The 4,176-nt window shown below is 30.5% G+C and carries 4 protein-coding genes; 3 read left to right on the forward strand and 1 reads right to left on the reverse strand.

The features are described from left to right. The first annotated feature begins 196 nt into the window (after positions 1-196). On the forward strand, positions 197-1,567 hold the full coding sequence (locus VFS71_RS18370) for an NADH-quinone oxidoreductase subunit N (RefSeq protein ID WP_326403085.1): 1,371 nt from the start codon (positions 197-199) through the stop codon (positions 1,565-1,567). 205 nt (positions 1,568-1,772) lie between these two features. On the opposite strand, the gene VFS71_RS18375 is transcribed toward VFS71_RS18370, so the two are convergent. Beyond that, positions 1,773-3,041 (reverse strand): hypothetical protein, encoded by a 1,269-nt coding sequence (locus VFS71_RS18375; RefSeq protein ID WP_326403087.1) that lies wholly within the window; start codon positions 3,039-3,041, stop codon positions 1,773-1,775. 332 nt (positions 3,042-3,373) lie between these two features. Between VFS71_RS18375 and VFS71_RS18380 the strand changes: the two genes are divergently transcribed. Next, on the forward strand, positions 3,374-3,802 hold the full coding sequence (locus tag VFS71_RS18380) for a metalloregulator ArsR/SmtB family transcription factor (protein ID WP_326403088.1): 429 nt from the start codon (positions 3,374-3,376) through the stop codon (positions 3,800-3,802). Between the two features lie 107 nt (positions 3,803-3,909). Beyond that, a partial coding sequence (locus tag VFS71_RS18385) for a DsbA family protein (protein ID WP_326403089.1) occupies positions 3,910-4,176 on the forward strand: 267 nt, incomplete at its 3' end.

Genomic DNA, 4,176 nt, shown 5'->3' on the forward strand with positions numbered 1-4,176 from the left:
TGTAATGCTAGGGGAAACTAATACAAAACTTTTTACCGACATCACTTTTTCTGAAGGTTTGACAATGATAATTATTATTGCGGTTTTATTTTTCTTTGGGTTATATCCAAAACCAATCAACGATTTGATAACACCAAGTCTGGAAACTATTTTAAACACTATTAATAAATACAATTAAGTAAAAAGCATAATATAAATGACAACATTAATAGCTATAATAGGATTAGGTGTTTTATGCCTTATATTTGAAATCTTCGATTTTAGAAAAGCGATTATTCCAATATCAATTATTGGATTATTAGCCATTCTAGGACTTACCGTTTCAGAATTTAATTCTCCTGCGAGTTACTATAACAACATGATTGAAGTAAGTAAATTTTCAGTTACTTTTTCAAGTTTGTTCATTGTACTGACAATATTTTTAGTGGCTTTGGGCCATAATTTCTATGACAATCACCAAAGTAAACTTTCTGATTATATCGCAATTAAAATATTCTTATTGTCTGGTGCCGTTGCAATGGTTTCTTTTGGAAATTTAGCAATGTTCTTTTTAGGAATAGAAATATTATCCATATCACTTTATGTTCTTGCCGCAAGCAATAGAGTAAATGTGAAAAGTAATGAAGCAGGTATGAAATACTTCTTGATGGGGTCTTTTGCCTCAGGAATTATTTTATTTGGGATTTGTATGATTTATGGAGCAATGGGGTCATTTGACATCATCGAAATTAGCGATATGTCCCAATCAGCCGAGCTTCCTATTTGGTTCCCAATCGGTATTGTTTTAGTTACAATCGGAATGTTATTCAAAATTGCAGCTGTTCCGTTTCACTTTTGGGCTCCCGATGTTTATGAAGGTTCTCCAACTTTGACAACTGCTTTAATGAGTACTCTTGCAAAAGTTGTGGCTATCGCGACACTTTATAAATTATTGTCAAGCATGCATGCTGATATTAATTATTCTTTCCAAATTGTAGTGGTTATCGTTTCTATTGCATCTATGACTGTTGGTAATATCATGGCGTTGAGACAAGTCAATGTAAAACGTATGCTAGCTTTTTCAGGTATTTCACATGCTGGATTTATGTTGATGACATTATTGAGTTTATCTACTTCGGCAGGAAGTTTATTATATTACACTTCAGCTTATTCATTAGCTGGTATTGCTGCTTTCAGTGTTATTCTGTATGTATGTAAAAACAGAGAAAACGAAGATGTTGTAAACTTTCATGGTTTAGGAAAAACAAATCCTTTGTTGGCTGCTATCTTAACCGGATCATTGCTTTCTATGGCGGGTATTCCAATATTTGCAGGTTTCTTTGCCAAATTGGTTTTGTTCAACCAAACGATTCAAGCGGGATATTTGGTGGTAGTTGTATTTGCGGTTATCAACTCGATTATAAGCGTTGGCTACTACTTTAAATTGATTTTGGCTATGTACACCAAAGAACCAAACGAAACTCGCACAGGACAACCGTTCTTGATTTATGCAGTAGCTGTTGTTGCTATTCTTCTGAACATAGTTATAGGATTGTTTCCTTCACTAGTTCTAGATTTATTAGCATAAGAAATTAAAAGAATTATATTTTAAAGTCACTAGTATTTTATTAGTGACTTTTTTATTTCCCATAAAAAAAAAACCACCAATTATTGTAATTGATGGTTTTTTACCCTAATCTAATTTAACTCAAAACTTAACAATATTGCTCGCTATTTCTAGCTATTATTTTCATATAATCAGCTGACTATACTTTTTTAATATCATAAATCAATTATTCACCTGATGCCAAAGCTCCTCTAGATGAATTATTAATATTTGTTGTATTCATAGTGTTCATTAATTGTTTTACACTACTATTGTAAGGATCAATACTAACTACTTTTTGAAGATTTGCAAATACACTTTTTACAATTTGCTCCTTTTGAATTTTCAATTCTCCAAAAGCTTTTTTATCAGAATCTGAAGTTCCCAAATACTCATTCATTTGGTTTCCTATCTTAATACTTTTCTCTACCAATAATGCCGAAAGATTCATGTATGCCTCTGCATATTTAGGATTCATTTCAATGGCTTTTTTATAATAGTATTCAGCTCCCTCATAATATTGTTCATTTTGGCAATTCACACCTAAATTGGTCACTAATTCTGCATTATTTGGATTTGATTCAATAATAACCGACACAAGATTATCGAAGTAATCATAATCTTTGGTTTCCAAATATAAATTGGCTTCAACCAAGGCCAAGGACAAATCTTGACTATCCAAATTTCTAGCCTGTGATATTGCTTTCATTGCTTTTTCTTTATAGCCACTTTGCACATAAATCATAGCAATACTTTTATAGATTTCAGCCTTTTTGGATTGAAATTCTTGTCTTGGTCTGAAATGGGTTCCGCTTTGAATTTGACTATTTCTTTCTTTAACTGTACCAAAATATTCGTCCTTCAATTTACTTTTGCTGTAAGCGATATAGACCTCAATATTTCCTGAATAATTAATAGCTTTTAATTCTTCATAACATTTTAATGCCATTCCATTTTCGTTAGCTCTTTTATAACTAACTGCAGCATTATACAGCTGTAGCGTATCCTTTTTATCTATTAAATAAGCTTGATAAAATTTCTTAGAAGATTCGGTAAAATTTGCGACTGTTAAATCCTCATTGGCACTATTTATAAGTCCTTCTTTTATTTTGCCTAATGATTCGAATGCCTCAGAAGTATATTTATATTGATTTGATTCATTTTCAACTTCAATCAAATCATTAAATGCAATAACAGCTTGTGAAAGATTTTTGGAATTATTAATATTCTTGTTGGCCAAATCTACTAAAGCTTTTCCTTTTGTATAGTAGAAATTAATCCTGTCTTCATCTGATGCATTGCTAATCAAATATTCAACTGGAGACAAAATTGCAATTACTTGTTCCGAATTACCAGCTTTTGATTCCTTTTGCGCAGCTTTAATTTCATTTTTTTGAGCGTAAGCAAAAGGAATAAACAACAACAAACTAAAAAGGGTTTTAAAAATACTTTTCATAAATGGTAGTTTAAATTAATAAAAAAGGTAAATGTTGGGACATTACATGAATCAAAAAAAGAACCAAAACCTTCTAAAAAAAATCAATCTCGCTATTTAAAAATCTTAGTACTTATTTGATATTTTCAAAGCTATCGATTAAAAGACTCTCATTTACACGTATTTATACGTGAATTTTCATACCAAAATCATATGTATTTAACATAAATTCGAATAAACATTATTAAAAAAATTATTAGATAATAAAAAATTAAAGGGAAAGAAAAAAAGCGAACAGGACGCCGTACGTAAAATATAATCGCTAAATTACGATATGAATTAATTGGCAAATTATGGGAACTACTAAACACTTAGATTTCGATATAGAAACAAATGCGATAGCGGAAATCTGCAAAGCACTAGGTCATCCTACACGTATGCAGATTATGACCTTATTGTGGAAAAAAAACAATAGAACCTGTGGTGAAATTGTGGATTTAATTCCATTGGCACAATCGACAATATCCAAACATTTATTAGAATTAAAAAAAGCCAATCTATTAAACGTAAAAAACGAAGGAAAGAAAACCATTTACTCTATTGAAGTTGACAAAATACAAATACTTAAAAAATATCTGACCAATTACCTTTCGAATAGATCAATCTCCAATGAAAAAGAATCAACAGCTATAAAATCTACCTCTAAAAAGAAAAACGAGAACAAAATATATTTGAAACAATACAACTATCAATTTCCTGATAAAAAAACCAAAAAAAATTAAATCAATCTTCAGTCAATTCACAATAAAATCCTAAAAGACAAAGCTTCAAAACTGAATTTCATAATTTTGCTTTTTAAAAATTTGGCTTTGCCTGAAAAAAATTAAAAATGGAAAATCAATTAAAAATACAAATCTGGTCGGATGTAATGTGTCCGTTTTGCTATATAGGAAAAAGAAAGATGGAAGAAGCGCTTTCACGTTTTGAAAATAAAGATTCAGTTGCTATAGAATGGAAAAGTTTTCAATTGGATCCAACATCAAGCTCTCAACCTGGAAACAATAGTATAGATTACCTAGCCAAAAAATACAATCGCGATAGAGAATGGTCTGTTGCAATGCATGACAATGTTACGCAACAAGCTAAAGCGGTGGGT

The sequence above is a fragment of the Flavobacterium sp. genome (assembly GCF_035760125.1).
GTDB lineage: Bacteria > Bacteroidota > Bacteroidia > Flavobacteriales > Flavobacteriaceae > Flavobacterium.

Bases quoted from the DNA above. Each gene is read 5' to 3' on its own strand.
- VFS71_RS18375 (WP_326403087.1), bottom strand. From the start codon at position 3,041: ATGAAAAGTATTTTTAAAACCCTTTTTAGTTTGTTGTTGTTTATTCCT.
- VFS71_RS18370 (WP_326403085.1), top strand. From the start codon at position 197: ATGACAACATTAATAGCTATAATAGGATTAGGTGTTTTATGCCTTATA.
- VFS71_RS18380 (WP_326403088.1), top strand. From the start codon at position 3,374: ATGGGAACTACTAAACACTTAGATTTCGATATAGAAACAAATGCGATA.